Source organism: Galactobacter sp. (genome assembly GCF_022712295.1).
Classification (GTDB): domain Bacteria; phylum Actinomycetota; class Actinomycetes; order Actinomycetales; family Micrococcaceae; genus Galactobacter.
In genome coordinates this window covers 1-16,683 of the sequence record NZ_JALAGT010000087.1, presented here as the reverse complement: position 1 = coordinate 16,683, position 16,683 = coordinate 1, and the positions used below count along the sequence as shown (strand labels likewise).

Here is a 16,683-nt window from a genome sequence, read left to right as displayed (position 1 = left end):
CGGGAACGATCTGGCTGGACGGGTTTCTGCCACGAATTGCGGCAGAAACCCAGCAGAACCCCGTCCAGATCGCTGCGGCGAATCAGGGCTCAGACAGCAACAGCCGGCGTGCGCAGCGCCAGCTCGGCGAAGACCTCCACGCCGCGCGGAATCACGGAATCATCGAAGACAGCGTTGGCGCTGTGCCCGCTCGGCGCTGTCGCCGGATCCACGCCCACCGGTACGGCACCGAGATCGAAGTAAGCCCCTGAGACCTCGTCCAACACGCAGGAGAAGTCCTCGCTGCCCGCGCCCGGCCCCTCCATCTCCTGCCAGGAATCGTCACCGAACAGGTCGCGAACCACCGACTCCACGAAGTCCACCTCAGAGGCCTCGTTCACGGTGACCGGGAACTGGCAGTCGTGCTTGATGGACACGTCCATGCCGTGGGCGGAGGCGATCCCCCGCACCAGCTGCTCAACGCCCGGAACCAGCTTCGACCGGGCAGCACGGGAGAAGGACCGCATGGTGATGGCGATCTCCGCAGTGTCGGGGATGATGTTCGCCGCCGTGCCTGCGGTGATCCGGCCGACCGTCACCACTACCGGGTCCTCGCGCACCGCGAAGTTGCGGGTCACGAAGGTCTGCAGCGCCAGGACCATCTCCGCGGCCACCGGAACGGGATCGGCGGCATCCTGCGGGCGGGACCCGTGCCCACCACGACCCTGGACCGTGACGATGAAGTCGTCGCAACCAGCGGAGTGGGTCCCGGCACGGGACTCGAACACGCCGCCCGGCAGGCGAGACGAGGCGACGTGCAAAGCGTAGGCGTGGTCCACTCGTCGGCCGGCGGCCTCCAACAAGCCCTCCTGGATCATCAGGTGCGCCCCGCCGTCGGTCTCCTCGGCGGGCTGGAACATGCCGACCACGTCCGCGACCAGTTCGTCACGCCGCGAGGCGAGGTAGGCCAACGCGCCGTACAGGCCGGCCGTGTGCAGATCGTGACCGCAGGCGTGCATGGCACCGTTCGTGGAGGCAAAAGGCAGGCCCGTCTCCTCCGCCACGGGAAGCGCATCCATGTCACCGCGCAACAGGACCACTGGCCGCGCATGTCCCTCGGGGACCGATGCAGAACCGCGCAACACCACCACCACCGAATCCAGGGCAGATCCGGTGGTGATCTCCATGGCGCCCTCCGGCAGCGATTCCTGTACGCGGGTCAGGCGGGCCAGGACCGCGGCCTGGGTCCGGGGCAACCGCAAGTCCACCTCGGGATGTGTGTGCAGTTCGCGGCGGAACTCGATGACGTCAGCGGCGAGGTCGGAGGGGATGGGCACGCAGGCTCCTCGGAAGTTGGCGGTGAGAGACACGATCCATTCCAGGATATCCAGCGCAGCTGCCGCATCGACCCATATACCGCCAGCGACATAGACTCGACCACATGACTTCATCACCACTGTTCGAGGATCTCAAGGAATTCCGGGATCACCTGCGCAAGGGTGCCTTCGCCTGGCTGCTGACCCGCGGCATCCTGGGCGTCCTGCTCGGCCTGTTGCTCTTCTTCTTCCCGCTGGCCTCCGGCACCGGCATCGCGACCGCCATCGGCGTGATCATCGGCATCTGGCTGATCCTGGACGGCGGTTCCTCCTGCGCTCTGGCCTTCCGGGAGAGACAAGCCGGGTCCAAATGGGGTTGGACCTTGGTCGGCGGCGTCGCCGCCGTCATCGCCGGCGCCCTCGCGTTGATCTTCCCGGCCATCCTGGGTTCCCTTGGTGGACTCATGGTGCTGTGGTTCATGGCCATCGGCATGATGGTCCGCGGCGTCCTGGAACTCGGCGACACCCGCCTGGGCGGCTGGAGCATCGCCCTGGGCATCATCAACCTGCTCTTCGGCATCTTCCTGGCCGTCATGACCCTGCTGAACCCGGGCGGCACGCTGCTGGGCCTGGTGTGGGTCGGCGGCATCTACGGCGTGGTCCTGGGCATCGCGTCCATCGTCGCGGCAGTGAAGTTGCGCAAGGCATGAGGGCGATCGTCACCCATGCCGGTTCCGATCTGGGTCGAGCCGTCGCAGAGAAATTGGTGGCCGACGGCGCGTTCGTGGTCCTGCTGGACCCCGACGCGGAGGCCGCCCACGCCACCGCAGACGCCTGCGGCGGCGAGTCGGCGACGGTCCTGGACTGGCCCTCGCAAGGCACGTCCGAGGACTACGCCGCCGTGGTGCGCGCTGCAGGCGACGTGGACGTGGCCGTGAACCTGGCCGGCTCCTCGCGGCCTTCGCCGCTGCACAAAATGCTCGACGGCGCGTACCGCCTCACGCTCTCCACGAACCTTGACGAGGTCTTCGGCTTCCTCCGCGCGGAGCTCGCATCCATGATTCGCTCCGGCAAGGGTGCCATCGTGAATGTGACGAATGCTGCCGGCCTGCGTCCGGCGCCGGGGTTGGCGGCCTTCTCCGCGGCCACGCAGGGTGTGGTGGGCCTCGGTGCCTCCGCTGCACTGGAGGCCGCACCTCGCGGAGTCAGGGTCAATACGGTGGCCACCGCAGCCACGAGAACCGGCGGGGTGCTCGCCATGAACGAGCGCGAGCAGGCCGACTACGCCACTGAGGTTCCGCTGCGTCGGCTCGCCGAACCGTCAGAGGTTGCGGCAGCGGTCGCCTTCCTGCTCTCAGACGAGGCCGGGTTCATCACCGGGCAGGTTCTCAACGTGGACGGCGGCTCCCACCTGCGCTGAGGCCGACGTTACGACTCAGTAGTCGTAGCTGCTCACGGCGCCGACGAATGATGCCGCCACGATGATCCAGATGACGGTGATCGCCAGGCTGACGTAGCCGATGACCAGGCCTGCAATGGCCATGCCTGATCCAGCCTCGTTACGCTCCTTGCACTGCTTCAAGGCGATGTGGCCACAGATGATGCCACCAAGGCTGACGAAGAAGGACAGGATCAGGGCCACGATGGCCAGTGTGTTCGTGGGCCGTTGGACATACTGCGGCTGAACGTACTGCTGCTGGGCATACTGCTGCTGTCCATACTGAGGCTGACCATATTGCGGCTGCCCGTACTGGGGCTGCTGCTCCGGAACGCCCGGGACGCCGTTGTTAGGGTACTGCTCGGTCATCACACACCTCTTTCCGCACCGCGCCTACCGAAGCCCTCGAACGTCTTGCGGTGATTCCGACTGTGATGCGCTCATAAGACTATGATCTGGCGTTATTTTGACCAAGTATTGCCGGTGAGTGCGGGCACGACGTCATCAGCTGGACGCGGCCGCCAGTTGCGCAGACGTCAGCTCGCGGACCTCGAGATTGTCCAGCCCCGGGTGGTAGCGCTTCCAGTCATCCAGCGCATTCAGTGTCAGCCGGATCAGCGTCCCATGGGAGACCAGGAGCAGCGTGTCCTCCGGGTACTGGGACCGCAACCGCTTCACGGTCTCTGCACCGCGCACGCCACAATCATAGGAGCGCTCCACGCCGGGCATGATCCCGGCGGCGAATCCGGCCTCCTCCGCGTCACGCGGATCTCGCTCGTGCCCGGGGTGCAGGGTTTCACGAACATCGTCCGGCAGGTCCCCGTCCCGCACTCCCTCGAATTCGCCGTAGGCGCGTTCCAGCAATCCCTCATCCTGAGAGGGAGCGTCCAGCCCCAGGTGAGCGGCAATGATGCCGCCCGTTTCCATGGCACGCCCGAGGGTGGAGGTGACCACCCGGGTAATGCCGCGACCATCCAGCTGTTCAGCCGCCGTCTGTGCCTGGGCCTTACCGGTCTCGTTGAGCGGGATATCCACCTGTCCCTGCAGTTTTCCCGCTTTGTTCCAGTCGGTCTGCCCGTGGCGGACAAAGAAGATGGCGGGCGACGACGACGCTGCAGCACTCATGCCTCAGCACCCTACCCAAGACTCACATGACGACACGTGTTTTCCCCGGCCCGGGCGATCGTGGGAACCTGGATACAAGAGGACCATCTCGAGCGGTACCAGGGACCCGGCCCCGTGACACCGCAGCAACCAGCCACCCCTTGGACCAAGGGGCCTCACGCCAGGTGCTCCAGCCGGGATTCGATGGAAAGGAATTCACCTCATGGCTCAGGGCCAGAACGACCACCGCTTCGGGTTCCGCACCCGGGCGCTCCACGCCGGGGGTACCCCCGATGCAGAGCACGGCGCCCGCGCTGTGCCGATCTACCAGTCCACGTCCTTCGTCTTCCAGGACACGGACGACGCCGCGAACCTGTTCGCGCTGCAGAAGTACGGCAACATCTACTCCCGCATCGCCAACCCCACGGTCGCCGCGTTCGAAGAACGCATGGCGTCCCTGGAGGGTGGGATCGGGGCCGTCGCCACGGCGTCGGGCATGGCGGCCGAGTTCGTGACCTTCCTGGCGCTGGCCGGGCAGGGCGACCACATCGTGGCGTCCTCCCGCCTCTACGGCGGCACCGTCACGCAGCTCGACGTGACCCTCCGCCGCCTGGGCGTGGAGACCACCTTCGTGGATTCCTCCGAGGCCGCGGACTTCGAGGCGGCCATCCAGGAGAACACCAAGGCCGTCTACACGGAGATCGTCGCGAATCCCTCCACCACCATCGTGGACCTTGAGGGTCTGGCGGAGGTTGCCCACAAGCACGACATCCCGCTGGTCGTGGACTCCACTCTGACTCCCCCTTACCTGCTCCGTCCGCTGGAGCACGGCGCGGACATCGTGATCCACTCGGCCACGAAATTCCTGGGAGGGCACGGCACCACGTTGGGTGGCGTGGTCATCGAGTCCGGCCGATTCAACTGGGCCAACGGCAAGTTCCCACTGATGACTGAGCCGGTCCCCAGCTACGGCGGGGTGACCTGGCAGGGTAACTTCGGCGAGTACGGCTTCCTCACGAAGCTGCGCAACGAGCAGTTGCGCGACATCGGTCCCACTCTCTCGGCGCAGGCCGCCTTCCAGCTGCTGCAGGGCATCGAGACGTTGCCGCAGCGCATGGATGAGCACGTGGCCAACGCCGAGAAGATCGCGGCCTGGCTGGATGCAGATCCGCGCGTCTCCTGGGTTTCCCACCCGTCGCTGGAATCGCACCCGCAGCACGATCGCGCTAAGGAGCTGCTGCCCAACGGCGCACCGAGCGTGTTCAGCTTCGGTGTGGCCGGCGGACGCGAGGCCGGCGCCAAGTTCATCGAGGCGCTGCAGCTGGCCTCCCACCTGGCCAACATCGGCGATGCACGCACTCTGGTGTTGCACCCCGGCTCCACGACGCACCAGCAACTGTCCGCGGAGCAGCTGGTCGCCGCGGGCATCCCGGACGACCTCATCCGCTTGTCCGTGGGCTTGGAAGACGTGGAGGACATCATCTGGGACCTGGATCAGGCCTTGGATGCCGCACAGTCCACCGACGCAGAGCCTGAATTCGCGGCGCCCACGTATGACGCCTGCACCATCGATTTCGGAGGCAAGTGATGAGCACTGCAACGCCCGAGCGCACCTGGGTGGGCCCTTCCGCCGGTGAGCGGCTGGACATCCTGCGCCGCACCAAGTCCATCGCGATCGTGGGAGCCTCCCCCAAGCCGGAGCGCGCGTCATACTTCGTGGCGACATACCTGCTCTCCTCCTCGCCGTACACGGTCTACTTCATCAACCCGACGGCAACGGAGATCCTGGGCCAGCCGGTCTACAAGTCCCTGGCCGACCTCCCCGAGGTTCCTGATCTGGTTGAGGTCTTCCGCAAGGACGCCGACCTGCCGGGCGTGGCACAGGAGGCCATCGACATCGGCGCCAAGACGGTGTGGTTCCAGCTGGGTTCCTGGAACGAGGAGGCCGCGCACCTGGCGGAGGCTGCCGGACTCGAGGTGGTCATGGACCGCTGCGTGAAGATCGAACACGCCCGCTTCCACGGCGGCCTGCACCTGGCCGGCTTCGACACCGGGGTGATCTCCTCGAAGCGGCAGCTGCGCGCCTGAGTCGTACGTTGACCCCTTTGCGGGGCCCCAAATGCCAAACGGGGCCGTCCCCCACTCTCGTGGGGGGACGGCGCCGTTGGCGTGCGTCACCCGCGACTCCACGGGTTGATGATGTCCACTCCTGTGCCTGCGAAGTCCTTGACGTTTCTGGTGGCCAGCTGATGCCCGCCGACCAGGCAGATCCCGGCAATCATGAGGTCCTCTATGCTGCCAGCGAGCCCGATTGACTCCCGTTCTGCTCTGAGGTCGGAATACGCGGCGGAAGCGGGCCCGTCATACGGGAGGATCGGCACGGACCCTGATAAGTCTGCGATGGCCTCCAACAGCCCGCGCTTCCTTTTCCCGTCCGGGAGCCGTTGCGCGCCGTAGAGAAGTTCGCCCATGGTCACGCTGGTGAGTTCGGCTTCGGCTCGTCGCTCCGCGACCCATTCCACCACCGCAAGATTCGGACGGGGTCGCAATGGCTCAGAGACCACGGTGGTGTCGAGGACGATCACTGCAGGTCAACGTTGCGCGGAGCACTGCGCGCGGGGAGGTCGAGATCCCCACGTAGGGCCTCCGTATTGCGTATCCACCGCAAGATCCCTGTGCCTGGTTCCTCAGTGGCGTCGTCGAGAATCGAACGAGCCTCGGCCTCCATGGACCGTTCGTTGGACGCAGCCCGTTCTTGTAGTCGCCTTTTGGTCTCTTCAGAAACATTGCGGATGGTCAAAGTTGCCATGACGTCCTCCTGGGACCTGCCGAATGCTAGCAATATGCTAGCAACCCTCTGGCGATGTGACCAGAGTCAGGCGAAGGCAGGGATCCCCGTCAGCTGGCGGCCCAGGATGAGGGTGTGGACCTCGTCGGTTCCCTCGTAGGTGCGCACCGATTCCAGATTGGCGGCGTGGCGCATGATGGGCTGCGCGGCCTCGATGCCGTTGCCACCCAGGATGGTCCGGGCCTCCCGACAGACCTCGATGGCTGTGCGGACGTTGTTGAGCTTGCCCACGCTGATCTGGTGGGTCTTCAACGTGCCCGCTTCCTTCTTCCGCCCAAGGTTCAGCGCGAGCTGGAAACCCTTGTTCACCTCCAGCGCCATGTCCACGAGCTTCTTCTGGGTCAGCTGGAAGCCGGCGATCGGCTTGCCGAACTGTTCCCGCTCCAACGAGTACGCCAGCGCCGTCTCCAGGGAGTCGCGAGCGGCACCCATGGCACCCCAGAGGATCCCGTAGCGTGCCTCATTGAGGCAGGAGAACGGTCCCTTGAGCCCACGCACCTCGGGGAAGACGGCCTCGGCCGGGAGCCGCACCTCGTCCAGGGTGATCTCGCACTGGACGGAGGCACGCATGGACATCTTGGGTTCGATCACCTCAGCCGAGAACCCCGGAGTGGAGGTCGGCACCACGAACCCCCGGATGCCTGCGTCGGTCTGCGCCCAGATCACGGCCACTTGCGCCAGGGAAGCCAGCCCGATCCAGCGCTTGGAGCCGTTCAACACCCAGTCGTCGCCGTCGCGCCGGGCAAAGGTCTTCATCGAGGCCGGGTCCGATCCGGCCGAGGGTTCTGTCAACCCGAAGCAGCCGATGGCCTCACCGGTGGCCATGCGCGGCAGCCATTCCTGTTTCTGTTCCTCGGAGCCGTGTTTGTGGATGGCGGACATCGCCAACGACCCCTGCACGGAGACGAACGTCCGCAGCCCGGAATCCCCTGCCTCCAATTCGGCACCGGCCAGCCCGTACTCCACCGCGCTGAGTCCGGCACAGCCGTAGCCCTCCAAGTGCATGCCGAGCAGCCCCAATCGGCCCATCTCGGGAACCAGGTCAACGGGGAAGTGGGCCCGCTCGTACCAGTCGGCGATGTTGGGGCGGATCGCGGAGTCCACGAAATCTCGTACACGCCCGCGCAGGGCCAGTTCTTCTGCAGTCAGGTCATCGTCGAAATCCAGCAGGTCCACGGTGCTGAACGGGGTGGTCATGGAAATCCTCCTGAAGGCGCGACGACGCGCAGAACGTAAGAAGCACCGAACCGTCCGCTCGGTACAGTTACCAAACTAGCGTGCGCGCAGTCAGCTTGTCTCCTCCATGGCCAATCCGAGCTCATGCAACAGCCGGTCGGCGGCGAGGTGCCGCTTCTGCCTCTGGATCGCTATCGCCCAAAAGGTAGAGCCGTTTGGCGTCCTCGTGGCGAACCAAGGCCGCGACTGCGTTCCGGATGATTACGGCGTTCTCCTCGACACCGGTCAATCGGGAGGCTTCCTCCATCAAGTCGTCATCCAAAGCCACCGTTGTCCGCATCGTGATCCCCTCACATCCAATTCTGCGCCGACTGATGCTGTACATGATGCGCCTGAACCACGACCCTGACCACCCCCGTCTCGGCATCTACCGAACGCGGAAGGCTCATGCCCCGGCCATCATCGTGTCCCGGAGAGAAGATGGAGGTGTGGGTACGGAGCTCGTCGTCTCGGGTACCTGTTGGCCCGCGCAGCGTGAACAACCGTGGGGCCTGCAGATCGCAGTCGGCTCCGTCGGGGTATCCCTCCACGACCCCGCATGGGAGGATGCAGGCACCCAGCCTCTGCTCCCCTGGCAGGAGGCGGAGAGCGACCATGACTGAACGCAGGAGACCGCAATGACAGCCCGTTCCCCGATCTTGCCGATCGCGGTCACCTGCAGTTTCCTTGCTCTCCTGACGGGATGCGCCAAAGGTGCTGAAACCTCGACTCCCACCCCGGACACCGTCACGGCGAGTGACGGCTTCTGGTCTGCCTTCTCAAACGATTCGGCCGAAGAGGTGCAGCCGGCCGTCGACCTGGAAGACCTGACCACGCGTTCCAAACAGATCGCCCGGGGGAAAACTCGTGAGCGTTGAGCCGTATACGTCCTATCCCACCCAGCTCGATGACGGGACCACGGACCCCGGCGAAACATCACTGCTGACCTTCCGTATCACGGACAACGTGTCAAACACCAACTCGAAGACCGTGAAGGTGTGGGTGGCCAAGGACTCCCCGACCGACTACAACGGACTGAAAGCCAACCTCCCGGCAGACGAGTATCTCCTCTTCATGGTTCCCAGCGAAGGAAAAGGCATCATGTACGCCGCCTCCAAGGCAGGGATCATCGGGCCTGACGCCGACGGTGAACTGAGCACGGTCCTCTCACCTACCGACGCCGACATCGTCGTCCCTCAAAGCGCGGACATACTGGAGAAGATCCAACAAGGGGCTCAACGCTCACTCGCCGCCCGCTGAACCGTTCCGGACATATCCGGGCGCGCCTGCGCGCCGAGCATCAAGGAAGCATCAGCTCACGGCGACGATGCACAGCACAGTCGCGCCACGTGTCGTCGGGCATCTTCCAGCGGCCCCAATATACACCAACACGCTCCGGACTACCCTCAACTACGGTACGACCGCGCCGAGCGAGCAAACCTCCTGACCAGCCTCCGCAGCGGCCCAGGCCACCGATGGCGGCCCTTCATAGGTGGACTCCAGAGTTCATGACCGGCAATTCCCCAGTCCTGAAGCAACTGGTTGGCGGCCATCCAACCAGTGGTCGCGGCACGCTCCATCAAAGCGATCGGCAGCTCACAACGCACCCAGTCACCAGCCAACACCAGGCCGGGCCAAGGCGTTGAAACGCCCGGGCGATCCTCCCAGGAATCCAGACCGATCAAAGCGCAATCACTCTCGATCAACAGCTCTTGTGCCACCACGCCCAGGTGGGCCGTCTCCGGGTAGACGCGCGCGAGCTCGGCCCGCAGCACATCCACTAGAGTCTCCTGTTGCGCCACATCCCCTCGCGGATCACTGCTCAACGCATAGGCATGAAGTTCCACCACGGAACCACCGTGCTCCGCCGACCACCGACGAGCGCCGGCCTCGAAACGCTCCAGCACCGTGATGTTGTCCAGGATCCCGAACTCTGCCGTACCGAGGAAGGCGGGGCGGTCCGCCTGCACCAAGGAATCGAACCACAACCGCAGCACCGCGAAAGGCGGCGCCACCCTGATCCGCCCAACACTCTCACACCATTTTTCTCCGCCGTCCGCGACCAGGGAGGCAGAAGAGCTCTGAACAATGGTTCTCGTCTGCTCCGGGCCCGCCGCCAACACCACCGCATCCGCTTCGAGGCGTTGCCCATCATCGAGGACAACACTCCAACGTCCCGCCGGGCTTGGGTGTGCCACGCTCGTCACGCTGCCGCTGACGCGCCGTATTCCTTGCTCCTGCAGTGCCGCACCCAGCGGAGCCCACAGCGAGGTGTCGAAGTCATCCCGCGGGACATCGAACAAAAGACCTTCCGCAGACCCGATGAAATAGGTGTGGAACATCGCTACCAGTTCACCCGCTGAGAACTCCCGCGGATCAGCGAAGAAACTCCGGGCAAAGACCTCCAAGGCCAGATGTCTGGCCCGGTCTGGAAACTTCAGACGGTCAAGGAATTCGTGGGCGCTGATTCCGTCGAGCTGACGGTAGGTGTCAGGGAAATCCACATCCAACAAGGACAGTGCCATATCGGTATCCACCCGGATCAGGTCCCGTGCAGTGAAGGTAGGGCTACGCAGAACAAAGGAGATGAAGTTCCACGGCGGCACCCGCAGGATCCGGGCAAAAGAATCACGGTCTCCCCGGGCACTGACCACCGGGTAGTCCTCCACAGGCCGCAGCAGCTTCGTCAGGTCCCCGGCCCTGCCCAGAAGCGCTCTGAGGTTGTAATACTGCCGGAAGAACGCGTGAAAGCCACGGCTCATGGACACCGATCCGGCTGCCGATTCCGTCTGCCAGGCACGCACCCGTCCGCCCAACTGGCCCTCCGGCTCGACCAGGTCCACGGCCACACCACGTTCCACCAGACCACACGCTGCCGCCAGTCCGGCAATACCGCCACCCACAACGATGACCCTGTGCGGCTGCGCTGTCCGCGGCGACCCGGTAGGGGCCGGAATCAACACCGCTTTCCGATCACGACCAGGTCGTCTGTGCATCTCAGCCCTCCTGCCGCTCATCCATCGATTGCCCCACACGATTCTTCCTGCGCCAAGCAACCTCGCAAGCCTTCTTCCAGATCAGAATCGTGAAGGTGATCATCGCAAAACCGAACCCGAAGTCTTCTATGGGGATGTCCCAGGGAAACCTCACACCGCTCATTGCGGACTCGCGATAGATCACAATGGGATTGGACAATTTGGTCAGCCACCCGTCCACCAGCACCTGGAACGAGAGCATTATAGCCATGGAGACCCAGTACTGCACCGAGCTGAAAATCCCGGTGCGAGCCCAGAGCGCCTCCAACAGAATGACCACCAGCATCGTGACAATGGTGGCTACCGTGTATTCAGCCATCTTCTTTCTCCCCCGGGTGTGCGCGGCGGGTACTGCGCAGAGCACCGAAGAAACTCAGGACGTGGCCCACCGCCTCATAGGTCAGCAAGGCAGAGATCGGGATGGCGACGAAGAAGAGCACTTCTTCCAGGGGCAAGCCCAGCACCACGGCCAAGCCACTCGTGAACTCAGTGCTGTAGGTCCACAGCTCCGCGCCGATGGCCACCACGTCCCAAACCGAGAAAACGATCACCGTGGCCAAGATGGCCTGGATCAACTGCACGGGTCTTCGATACACCCGCGCCTTGAAAAGGAACTCCAAAGGAAGCGTCAACACCAGGCATCCGAGCATCAGCAGGATGTACTGCGTCGAATCAGGCATGATGATCACTGATCCGATCCGCCCCGCGGGGCCTCTCGCCGACGGATTTCAGCGGGCCGGCGCTGCGGTCTCCTCGTATACGTTTCACCACGAGTTCCGCACTGATCAGACACATGGGTACGCCGACTCCGGGCGCGGTGGTGGCCCCGGCATAGAAGAGCCCATCAACTCGTTTGGACGCGTTCTGCGCACGGAACATGGCACTCTGACGCAGAATATGGGACGGGCCCAGCATCCCGCCCTGCCACGAGGAGTAATCCCGGGCAAAGTCCTCTGGCCCCAGCGTCTCACGCACCACAATTCGCTGCCGCAGATCAGCGATACCAGCCCAGGTGGCCAGCTGGTCGATGACGCGATCCGCAATCTGTTCCACATCCGTATCTCCCTGCCCTGCTACCCCACCGGAACCGAGCGTGACATCCGCGGGGACCGGTACCAGGACAAAGAGATTCTCGGTTCCATCCGGAGCAACGTCCGGGTCCGTTGCGCTGGGCTTGCACACGTAGATCGAGGCGGGATCAGGCACTTTCTGCTCAGTGCCGAAGATCGCATCGAAGTTGGCGTCCCAGTCGCTGGAGAAGAACAACGAATGATGCCTCAACTCGGGGAGGGCTCCTTGAACTCCGAGCATGACAAGCACCGCGCCCGGTCCGCTCTGCCGCCGCTTCCACCAGCTTTCCGGATAACTACGGGCCTCACCGGGCAAGAGTTGGGTCTCCGTGTGGTGCAGGTCTGCGGCTGAGACCACGTAGTCAGCCTGTTCCTTTCGCTCCACACCGTTGCGATCTGTCCAGAGCACTCCTGTTGCACGCGGCCTGCCGCCGTCCTCCGTGGTGAGGATGCGGCTCGCCTCTGCTCCGGTCACGATCTCCACGCCGTTGCTGCGAGCCAGCGCCTCCAACCGCTCAACCACCCGCCAGAAACCACCCACCGGGTACATCACCCCCTCATCCAGGTCCAGAGCGCTCATGAGGTGATAGATGGCCGGTGCCCGGCGTGGGTCCGTACCCAGGAAAACTGCAGGATATCCCAGAATCTGGCGAAGCACCGGGTGCGAGAAGCGACGGCTGACAAACTTCTGCAGCGACTCCCCCAGCAACCGCAAGAGCTTCGGCAGGCGCAGCAGCACTTCAGGCTTCAGAACGGATCTCCACGAGGTGAAGGGGTTGTAGAGGAAGTACCGCTCAGCCATGACCATGGCATCCCGCGCCGAGTCCACGTAGTCCCGGACACGCTGCCCGCTTCCCGGTTCCAGCTTCTCGAAGACCTGCCTCACGCGATCGATACCGTGAGGGATCTCCACGCTGGCGGAGCAGCCACAGGATTCAGGTTCGGAGAAAACCCCATATCCTGGGTCCAGGCTCACCAGGTCCAGCTGTTGCGCTGTTGATGTGCCCAGCAGATCGAAGAAATGATCGTAGACGCTGGGCATCAGATACCAGGATGGTCCGGTGTCGAAACGAAAGCCGTCACGTGCCAGCGTTCCGGCCCGCCCACCGACGCGGTCATGCCGTTCCAACAGCAACACTTCATGACCTTCACGGGCCAGTAATGCCGAGGTGGCCAGTCCTGCAACGCCACCCCCGATGACGATGGTACGAGTCATGGGTGCTGACCTCATTTCCGATCCGTGCGAATCCGCATCCCGGGTGTTCGGGGTGTTCGGAGACTGGATGTCGGTTTCTTCAGGGTTGCGGCCAGCAGAGACTGCACAATCAGCCCAGCCTTGGCCGGGTCGGAGATCCGGACGCGTTCAACCAGCAACTGCTCCAGCGGAGTTCTCGAAATCTTCTCCGTCAGCCGGGAGAAGAGTCTCCTGGCGCAGTCCACCGCTGCACGGGCATCGTTGGGCAACAACGGCAGCACTGCCTGCGCGTCGGCAAGCTGGGCCCGGATCAGCGCAATCCATTCGCTCTTGGCCGTCTCTGTGAGTGAAGCGGCCTTACTGAGGTAACTTCGTTCAAGTCGCTCGGTGTCCTCGGCAAGGTCGCGGAGGAAGTTCACGTTCTGGAACGCCGCGCCCAGGCTGCGTGCACCGCGTTCCAGAAGCTGTAGTTCTTGGTCCGAATAATGCTCGTCCCGCCTGAAGACCATGAGGCACATCAGTCCGATGACCTCGGCCGAGCCGTAGACATAGACGGCATGTTCGTCACGGTCGTAACCAACCATGGTGCTGTAACCACCGGCCGGTTTCCCGTTAAACAACTCCGTGTCCACGGATCGCCTCAGATCCATCCGCATGGATGCAAAGAAAGGAGCCGTGAGGGAGGTGTCGATACCGGATTGGACGGCAGTGACAGCAAAGGCATGGACAATCGGATTGGCGCTGTACCCTGTGCCGACGGCCTCTGCGGTCTCACGCTCCAACAGATCGAGGAGTTCAAGTTGCTGGTCCGTGCTCACGCCGGCTTGCGCGGCCGCCCCGTCCACGAGCTCGTCAGCAACCCGGACCAAACCATAGATATTGCGAACGTGGACTCGATGACGTGCTTCCAGCAGCCGCGTCGCCGCCCCGAACGAGGTGGAATAGGTGCCGATGATCCGGTCTGCAGCGCGTTCTGCCGCACGCGTGTATTTCCGCAACGCTTCATCAGGCTTGATCGCGGAGCTCATAAGGCTCCGCTCTCGAGTTTGCCGATGATCTCGTGGCAGAAGTCACGAACGGCAGCGGGCAGTTCCCCATCGCCGTCCATCAGAACCTGCATCGCTGCCTCGACCTGATCAGCAACCTTGGATTCGACGAACTTCCTGGCCCCGCATTCGGTCAACAGACACTGAATCGTCGGCGCTGAGGAAGGGAGGAAGTCCTGGGTTCCCAGCAGTGGGCGCAGCTGTTCCCAGGCACTCGTGGAGCGCGCGTACGCGATCAGCGCCGTTTCCTTGCCCTCACGGAAGTCAGAATGATCATCCTTACCGTGAACGTTGCTGGATTCGAAGGCGGAGCGCAAGTCATCTTGTAGCTGGAAAGCCACTCCGAGCCGTCTTCCGACCTGACCGAGCTGGTCTTCCGCACTTCGTTGTGCACCGGCCAGCACTGCGGCAAGACGCAGGGGAAGCTCAAACGTGTAGGCAGCAGTCTTCATACACGTCATCTTCAACACCAGGTCCGGATCCGAGCCCAGATAGCCGTCGGCAAGACTGACATCGCAATATTCCCCTGCCACGGTCTCCGTGACTGTTGCGTCCAACAGATCCAGGATCCTCAGACGGGAGGGTCGGTCCACCTGGACTCTGGCGAAGAGCTGATGCGCCAGCGTGAGCATCAGGTCACCGACGAGCAGCCCGGCGTTGCGTGCCCAGTGCAAGCGGCGGGCGGGCAGCTCGTCACCCACTACGACGGACCAGGGGCTGGTCCGGGCCTCCACGAGCAGCCTGCCCATCAGGTTCGCTTCGCCTCGGCGCATCAGATCATCGTCGATGATGTCGTCATGCAGCAAGAAGGAGAAGTGGAGAATCTCCAGGGCAGCGGCCATTTGCAGAACCGGCTCCCTGGTCTGTAGGCCCGGCTGGGCATCGGCGCAGAAGGCATCGAAGGCCCCGACCAGTATGCGTGGACGCAGGAGCTTACCGCCACTGACGCATTCGACAGTGGTTTTCCAGAGGGCGGAGAAATCCGCACCATGAAGGTGAGCGGCTGCCGTGCGGGTGGTCAGAATGCTTGAAATCGTGGCCTGAATCTCGTCATCCATATCGTGATGCATTTTCAATGAGGCCTCGATTCCTTTCACCTTCCACACCACCCTTCGATCGACGATGAGATATAGTATCCCCTAGGAGACTATCATCGTAGTTGACCACATCCTCCCCGACGTGCATCAACCGCGTCCCGAACGCCACACAGGCAGCGGGCGGGCCCGCATCGTTGCACCTGCCTCATCCGCAAACAGGAAGGGCTGCCCTCATGGACCGAATGAACTACCCGACCGGCCGCGAGGAACACCTGGCAGCAGTCACGGGTCCTACGGGGAAGCCACCCACGGTTCTGGTACTCGGAGCCACCGGCTACATCGGTGGACGTCTGACACCCCGGCTGCTCAAGGCCGGCTACCGGGTCAGGATCTTGGCCAGGAGTCCAGCACGGGTCAGAGCGTTCCCCTGGGGAGAGGAGTGCGACGTGGTCAAGGGGGATGTCCTGGACCCGGTGTCCGTCCGAGCCGCCATGGATTCGGTCAGCATGATCTACTACCTGGTTCACTCCCTGGCCTCCGGGAGAGATTTTGAACAGACCGATCTGTGCGCAGCACATGTCGTGGCCCATGCAGCCGCCAGAGCCGGCGTAGGGAGGATCATCTACCTGGGCGGGCTGCATCCGGAACGGACGCGGCTCTCGTCTCATCTACGCTCCCGCCGTGACGTGGGGCAGGTGTTCCTGGACTGCACGGTTCCTGCCCTGGTGCTGCAGGCCGGGGTCATCATCGGTTCCGGGTCCGCATCCTTCGAGATGATCCGGCACCTGACGGAGGTCCTGCCTTACATGCCTGCCCCCAAATGGGTCCGCAACCGGATCCAACCCATAGCCGTGAGGGATGTGATGCATTATCTGCTCGGTGCAGCTCGCGTCCCGAAAGAGATCGACCAAGCCGTGGACATCGGCGGACCGGACGTCCTGACCTACGCACAGATGATGAACGGCTACGCGGAGGCAGCCGGACTACCCCGCCGCTTCATCGTCGCGTTGCCCGTACTCACACCCGGGCTGGCATCGCACTGGGTCGGTTTGGTCACCCCTGTCCCCCGGTCCATTGCCCGCCCGCTGGTGGCCTCGCTAGAGAACGAGTGCATCATGCACAGCACTGAGATCAACGGCATCATCCCACCGCCGCCACAGGGTCTGACCCCCTACCTGGAGTCCATCCGCCTGGCCCTGGGCAGGGTGCAGAAGGACCTTGTGGAGACCAGTTGGCAGGATGTCGCAGTGCTGGGAGCCCCGAGTGCTCCGCTGCCCAGCGATCCCGATTGGGCAGGAAGAACCGTCTATGTGGATCAGCGTCGGATGAACACCACCGCAACGGTGGAGCAGCTCTGGTCCGTGATCTCTGGGGGGGGGGGCCTGAACGGGTGGTACTCG

20 protein-coding genes are annotated in these 16,683 nt (G+C 63.8%); 7 read left to right on the top strand and 13 right to left on the bottom strand.

Annotated features, from left to right (window positions below):
• Positions 1–89 precede the first annotated feature (89 nt).
• On the bottom strand, positions 90–1,316 hold the full coding sequence (locus Q0A15_RS06565) for a M20 family metallopeptidase (RefSeq protein ID WP_291278724.1): 1,227 nt from the start codon (positions 1,314–1,316) through the stop codon (positions 90–92).
• A gap of 104 nt (positions 1,317–1,420) precedes the next feature.
• On the opposite strand from Q0A15_RS06565, the gene Q0A15_RS06560 reads away from it, so the two are divergent.
• Both Q0A15_RS06560 and Q0A15_RS06555 read left to right on the top strand, forming a co-directional pair.
• Positions 1,421–2,005 (top strand): DUF308 domain-containing protein, encoded by a 585-nt coding sequence (locus Q0A15_RS06560; RefSeq protein WP_291278723.1) that lies wholly within the window; start codon positions 1,421–1,423, stop codon positions 2,003–2,005.
• Entirely contained in the window at positions 2,002–2,715 is a 714-nt protein-coding gene (locus Q0A15_RS06555; protein WP_291278722.1) for an SDR family oxidoreductase, read from the top strand. The genes Q0A15_RS06560 and Q0A15_RS06555 overlap by 4 nt, the downstream gene beginning before the upstream one ends.
• A gap of 15 nt (positions 2,716–2,730) precedes the next feature.
• On the opposite strand, the gene Q0A15_RS06550 is transcribed toward Q0A15_RS06555, so the two are convergent.
• Together Q0A15_RS06550 and Q0A15_RS06545 are read right to left on the bottom strand one after the other, a co-directional pair.
• Positions 2,731–3,102: a DUF4190 domain-containing protein gene (locus Q0A15_RS06550; RefSeq protein WP_291278721.1), complete on the bottom strand. Its 372-nt coding sequence runs from the start codon at positions 3,100–3,102 to the stop codon at positions 2,731–2,733.
• 135 nt (positions 3,103–3,237) lie between these two features.
• On the bottom strand, positions 3,238–3,858 hold the full coding sequence (locus tag Q0A15_RS06545) for a histidine phosphatase family protein (RefSeq protein WP_291278720.1): 621 nt from the start codon (positions 3,856–3,858) through the stop codon (positions 3,238–3,240).
• Positions 3,859–4,060: 202 nt separating this feature from the next.
• Between Q0A15_RS06545 and Q0A15_RS06540 the strand changes: the two genes are divergently transcribed.
• Positions 4,061–5,425 (top strand): O-acetylhomoserine aminocarboxypropyltransferase/cysteine synthase family protein, encoded by a 1,365-nt coding sequence (locus Q0A15_RS06540; RefSeq protein WP_291278719.1) that lies wholly within the window; start codon positions 4,061–4,063, stop codon positions 5,423–5,425.
• Positions 5,425–5,925: a CoA-binding protein gene (locus Q0A15_RS06535; protein WP_291278718.1), complete on the top strand. Its 501-nt coding sequence runs from the start codon at positions 5,425–5,427 to the stop codon at positions 5,923–5,925. The genes Q0A15_RS06540 and Q0A15_RS06535 overlap by 1 nt, the downstream gene beginning before the upstream one ends.
• Before the next feature lie 86 nt (positions 5,926–6,011).
• Here Q0A15_RS06535 and Q0A15_RS06530 read toward each other — a convergent pair whose 3' ends face one another.
• From Q0A15_RS06530 to Q0A15_RS06515, 4 genes are all read right to left on the bottom strand, one after another.
• On the bottom strand, positions 6,012–6,422 hold the full coding sequence (locus Q0A15_RS06530; protein ID WP_291278717.1) for a type II toxin-antitoxin system VapC family toxin: 411 nt from the start codon (positions 6,420–6,422) through the stop codon (positions 6,012–6,014).
• Positions 6,419–6,646, bottom strand: a complete 228-nt coding sequence (locus Q0A15_RS06525; protein WP_291278716.1) for a toxin-antitoxin system antitoxin subunit — start codon at positions 6,644–6,646, stop codon at positions 6,419–6,421. The genes Q0A15_RS06530 and Q0A15_RS06525 overlap by 4 nt, the downstream gene beginning before the upstream one ends.
• Before the next feature lie 66 nt (positions 6,647–6,712).
• Positions 6,713–7,882, bottom strand: a complete 1,170-nt coding sequence (locus Q0A15_RS06520) for an acyl-CoA dehydrogenase family protein (protein ID WP_291278715.1) — start codon at positions 7,880–7,882, stop codon at positions 6,713–6,715.
• Between the two features lie 121 nt (positions 7,883–8,003).
• Entirely contained in the window at positions 8,004–8,201 is a 198-nt protein-coding gene (locus tag Q0A15_RS06515) for a type II toxin-antitoxin system VapB family antitoxin (protein WP_291278736.1), read from the bottom strand.
• Positions 8,202–8,349: 148 nt separating this feature from the next.
• Here Q0A15_RS06515 and Q0A15_RS06510 point away from each other — a divergent pair, with 148 nt between their 5' ends.
• Together Q0A15_RS06510 and Q0A15_RS06505 are read left to right on the top strand one after the other, a co-directional pair.
• Positions 8,350–8,523, top strand: a complete 174-nt coding sequence (locus Q0A15_RS06510; RefSeq protein ID WP_291278714.1) for a hypothetical protein — start codon at positions 8,350–8,352, stop codon at positions 8,521–8,523.
• A gap of 244 nt (positions 8,524–8,767) precedes the next feature.
• The gene (locus Q0A15_RS06505; protein ID WP_291278713.1) at positions 8,768–9,160 is read left to right on the top strand and encodes a hypothetical protein; all 393 of its coding nucleotides are present in this window, start codon (positions 8,768–8,770) and stop codon (positions 9,158–9,160) included.
• Between the two features lie 146 nt (positions 9,161–9,306).
• Here Q0A15_RS06505 and Q0A15_RS06500 read toward each other — a convergent pair whose 3' ends face one another.
• Genes Q0A15_RS06500 through Q0A15_RS06475 form a run of 6 tightly spaced genes read right to left on the bottom strand, consistent with a single transcriptional unit; the run spans position 9,307 to position 15,304 of the window.
• Positions 9,307–10,896, bottom strand: coding sequence for an FAD-dependent oxidoreductase (locus tag Q0A15_RS06500; protein WP_291278712.1), 1,590 nt, complete (start codon positions 10,894–10,896; stop codon positions 9,307–9,309).
• Position 10,897: 1 nt separating this feature from the next.
• On the bottom strand, positions 10,898–11,254 hold the full coding sequence (locus Q0A15_RS06495) for a lycopene cyclase domain-containing protein (protein ID WP_291278711.1): 357 nt from the start codon (positions 11,252–11,254) through the stop codon (positions 10,898–10,900).
• Positions 11,247–11,615, bottom strand: a complete 369-nt coding sequence (locus tag Q0A15_RS06490; RefSeq protein ID WP_291278710.1) for a lycopene cyclase domain-containing protein — start codon at positions 11,613–11,615, stop codon at positions 11,247–11,249. The genes Q0A15_RS06495 and Q0A15_RS06490 overlap by 8 nt, the downstream gene beginning before the upstream one ends.
• Positions 11,608–13,221, bottom strand: coding sequence for a phytoene desaturase family protein (gene crtI, locus Q0A15_RS06485; RefSeq protein WP_291278709.1), 1,614 nt, complete (start codon positions 13,219–13,221; stop codon positions 11,608–11,610). The genes Q0A15_RS06490 and crtI overlap by 8 nt, the downstream gene beginning before the upstream one ends.
• Positions 13,222–13,232: 11 nt before the next feature.
• The gene (locus Q0A15_RS06480; protein ID WP_291278708.1) at positions 13,233–14,228 is read right to left on the bottom strand and encodes a squalene/phytoene synthase family protein; all 996 of its coding nucleotides are present in this window, start codon (positions 14,226–14,228) and stop codon (positions 13,233–13,235) included.
• Entirely contained in the window at positions 14,225–15,304 is a 1,080-nt protein-coding gene (locus Q0A15_RS06475; protein WP_291278707.1) for a polyprenyl synthetase family protein, read from the bottom strand. The genes Q0A15_RS06480 and Q0A15_RS06475 overlap by 4 nt, the downstream gene beginning before the upstream one ends.
• A 212-nt stretch (positions 15,305–15,516) precedes the next feature.
• On the opposite strand from Q0A15_RS06475, the gene Q0A15_RS06470 reads away from it, so the two are divergent.
• The coding region (locus Q0A15_RS06470; protein ID WP_291278706.1) for an NAD(P)H-binding protein at positions 15,517–16,683 on the top strand (1,167 nt) is incomplete at its 3' end.